Origin of the sequence: Paracoccus sp. FO-3 (genome assembly GCF_006386455.1) — a bacterium.
Taxonomy (GTDB): Bacteria; Pseudomonadota; Alphaproteobacteria; order Rhodobacterales; family Rhodobacteraceae; genus Paracoccus; species Paracoccus versutus.
In genome coordinates, this window is the sequence record NZ_VCBQ01000204.1 from 1 (window position 1) to 3,464 (window position 3,464).

Sequence of the window (3,464 nt, forward strand, 5' to 3'; positions counted from 1 at the left end):
TCTGCATAACGCGGACGCGGCATATTACGTCTTATCCAGAGTTCCGAATAAGACATATTCGCGCGGGGTGATGTCGACGCGAACGTCGTTCCATTCCTCGGTCGGGATCTCGGCCAGCCGGCGTTCCATCAGTGCTTCGCCGGTCGAGACGATCTGCACGACGGCGACGTGTCCATCCTCAAGATCGCGCTTGATGGAGCGGATCAATGTCGGGGTCTTCATCGACGTGAGCAGATGGCCAAAGAAGCGCTGCTTGGCGGCTTCGAAGGCCGAGCGCGCGGCGGATTTGGCCTGCCGGTTTAGCGTGCCGTCGTCGCCGGTGATGTTGGCGGCCTGCATCGCGGCGTCGAGATGATTGTGGATGACGGCGAAGGCGCTGGCGTAGGCATCGTAGATGCGGCGCTGCTCGTCGGTCAGAGCGTGCTCGATCAGCTCATACTCGACGCCATCATAGGAGAGCGAACGGGCGGTATAGAGGCCGAGCGCGCGCAGATCGCGGGCGAGCACTTCCATGGCCGCAACGCCGCCGTCCTCGATCGCCTCGACAAATTCAGCGCGGGTGGCGAAGGGGAAATCCTCGCCGCCCCACAGGCCGAGCCGCTGGGCATAGGCGAGATTGTGGACGGTGGTCGCGCCGGTAGCCGAGACATAGACTACGCGCGCGTTAGCCAGGGCGTGCTGAAGCCGAAGGCCCGCGCGTCCCTGCTGCGAGGCGGCGACATCGCCGCGTTCTCCCTTGCCGCCTGCGGCATTGGCCATGGCGTGGCTCTCGTCGAAAATGATCACTCCATCGAAATCGGAGCCCAACCAATCGACGATCTGCCGGACGCGGGAAACCTTCTCACCACGGTCGTCGGAGCGCAGCGTGGCATAGGTTGCAAATAGGACGCCTTCCGACAGTGTGATCGGCTTGCCCTGGGCGAAACGCGACAGCGGCGTGACCAACAGGCGCTCCATCCCGAGCGCGGACCAGTCGCGTTGCGCGTCCTCGATCAGCTTGTCGGATTTGGAGATCCAGACAGCCTTACGGCGACCGCGCAGCCAGTTGTCGAGGATGATGCCGGCAGACTGGCGGCCTTTGCCCGCTCCGGTGCCGTCGCCGAGCATGAAGCCACGCCGGAAACGCACGTTATTCTCGGCGTCGGCCGGCGCGGCCTGGACGAGATCGAAGGTCGCATCGACCGTCCATGATCCGGCGAGAAAGTCCGAATGGGCCTCGCCGGCGTAGATGACGGTTTCGAGCTGGGCGTCCGACAGCAGATCGGTGATGTCCGCCGGCAGCATCGGCCGATAGGCGGGCTTGGGCGGCGCGATGCTCGCCATGGCCGCCGATTGCACGAGCTTGGTGGGATGCGCCTGAGAGCCGGGAATGCGGATCGACTGCAATCCGTATTCTTCATAGATCGAGTCCGTGAGGTGTGCCCCCTCGGGCGGCGTCCAATCCACGGTGTCATGGGCGAGTTCGACGCCTTCAGGGTCGATGGACGGCGGCGCGGCCGGGCGTGCGGTGGTAGCGCGCGCGAGATAACCGCGCACGGTGCGCGGCGCTGAGCCCAACACCGATGGTGCGGATTCAGGCAGAGCGACAGACAGGCGCGGAGGGACCTCGATCCATGCGAGCAGCGTGGCAACGTCGGGCGCGATACCAGCAGATGCCGGGAACGTGGCCGGATCTTCGGCGGGCAGCTTGTCGATTACGGTGAGCCGCGTCTCGATGGTCGTGCCGTGCCTGGCATAGACCGAGCCGTCGATCGCTGCGGTGAAGACGACACGGCCGCGCTCCTGAAGCCGGACGAAGGCGTCGCGCCATGCGGGCTGCTCGGGACCGAAGTTCGCGCCGGTGATCGCGACAAGACGCCCACCCTCGGCGAGCCGCGCCAGCGCCGAGGCGATATGGCGAGAGGCGGCGTCGGCCACGCGGCCGGAGACGTTCGCCATCACCGAGAATGGCGGGTTCATCAGGATAACGGAAGGAATAGCGCTCGGCGGGAGGTGATCGTCGATCTGGGCAGCATCAACGCGCGTGACGGGGCAAGCGGGAAAGAGCGCGGCGAGCAGATCGGCGCGGGTTTCCGCCAGCTCGTTGAGGAGCAGCGAACCGCCGCTGATCTCGGCGAGGATGGCGAGCAGGCCCGTTCCGGCCGAAGGCTCCAGCACGATGTCGCGTGGCGAGATCGCGGCGGCGGTGATGGCTGCAAGACCGAGCGGGACCGGCGTCGAGAATTGCTGAAGCGCCTGGCTTTCCTCGGAGCGACGGGTGTGCGTCGGCAAGAGGCCAGCAATTTTCGATAGGGCGGAAAGCCGTGCAACCGGAGTGTCGGCTTTACGGAAAAGCGCACGTCCGTATTTGCGCAGAAACAGGACGGTCGCGCATTCGCAGGCTTCATAGGCCGTCTTCCAGTCCCAGACGCCGGTCGCGTCGGAAGCGTCGAAGGCGGTCTCCATAGCCGTGCGGAGACTGGCGCTATCGACCCGCTGTCCACGTTCGAGCAAGGTGAGAAGCCGATGGGCGGCGGCGATGATGGCGGACGCACGGACGATGGGCGCAGCCGGAACGGCCATAGGAGACATGATGTTCATGGATTGAAACCTCGGGAGAGCGGGAACGGGAAGCCCGAACGGCGCTCTCTCTCGGTCGCCCGGACTCGACCCGTCCCGGCAGCCCTCTCACTCTCGAAACGCTCGTCGCTGCCGGCACGAAAAAAGCGCCCCGGCCGAGCGGCGGGGCGCTTTTAGGTGTCAGGACCAGTATCCATCCACGATCTCGCTGGTGACGAGCATGCGCGCTTTGCGGGTCAGGTCATCGCCGCTCGTGTCGATGTGCCCGAAGAACCTGGCGCGCGCGCCGTTCGCGGTCCAATCGGTATAGGCGCAATATTCACGGGCATCGGCCCGGAATGCCCGCATGTCGCTGGCCCAATGGGGCTTGGGCTCTATGATGACGGTGATGCCGTCTCTGGTCTCTGGCCAGGGGAGCGACCGTTCGGAAGGTGGCCGCTCGTGATCGGCTGCGAAGATGGCGTCGATGTCCATCATGGCGTCTCTCCCGGCGCATCGGGATGTACGAAGCCGTTCGGGTCTTCGGGATCGGGCGGCAGATAGGCGTCATAAGGATTGCCTTCGGCGAGATGGCCGAAGGGTGTGAAGACGAAATCACCATCATCCCGCCCCACCGCACAGATGACGTAACGCGCAGTGCCGGTCACGGCGTCGAGGCATTCCATGAGTGCGAGGTTGCCGTCGCCCGCGGCGCGCAGCAGGGTCTGAAAATTGGTTCGGGCGAAGGAGGGGATGCTCATATCCGGTCTCCCGCGTCGGCGATGGTCTCGGCGAGCCAGCCATCGGTGTAGATCCAGTCCACGGTCTCGCCGGTGGTGAGATCGTGGACATGCGCGCCGCCGCCGAAGCCGTCGAGCCGGGGCTTCGAGCAGGTGTTGGCATATTATGCCGGGATCAGGATTATG

Annotated in this window: 2 protein-coding genes and 1 pseudogene; all 3 read right to left on the reverse strand. The window is 65.2% G+C overall.

The features are described 5' to 3' along the window. Window positions 1-51: 51 nt before the first annotated feature. A pseudogene (locus FE811_RS26150) lies at window positions 52-2,580 on the reverse strand (strawberry notch-like NTP hydrolase domain-containing protein); the annotation flags it as partial. 159 nt (window positions 2,581-2,739) lie between these two features. Further along, window positions 2,740-3,036 (reverse strand): hypothetical protein, encoded by a 297-nt coding sequence (locus FE811_RS26155; RefSeq protein ID WP_140849415.1) that lies wholly within the window; start codon window positions 3,034-3,036, stop codon window positions 2,740-2,742. Continuing rightward, window positions 3,033-3,299 carry a DUF6117 family protein gene (locus FE811_RS26160; protein WP_140849417.1) on the reverse strand — a complete coding sequence of 89 codons (267 nt, stop codon included), beginning with the start codon at window positions 3,297-3,299 and terminating at the stop codon, window positions 3,033-3,035. The genes FE811_RS26155 and FE811_RS26160 overlap by 4 nt, the downstream gene beginning before the upstream one ends. Window positions 3,300-3,464 lie beyond the last annotated feature (165 nt).

Bases quoted from the DNA above. Each gene is read 5' to 3' on its own strand.
- FE811_RS26155 (WP_140849415.1), bottom strand. From the start codon at position 3,036: ATGATGGACATCGACGCCATCTTCGCAGCCGATCACGAGCGGCCACCT.
- FE811_RS26160 (WP_140849417.1), bottom strand. From the start codon at position 3,299: ATGAGCATCCCCTCCTTCGCCCGAACCAATTTTCAGACCCTGCTGCGC.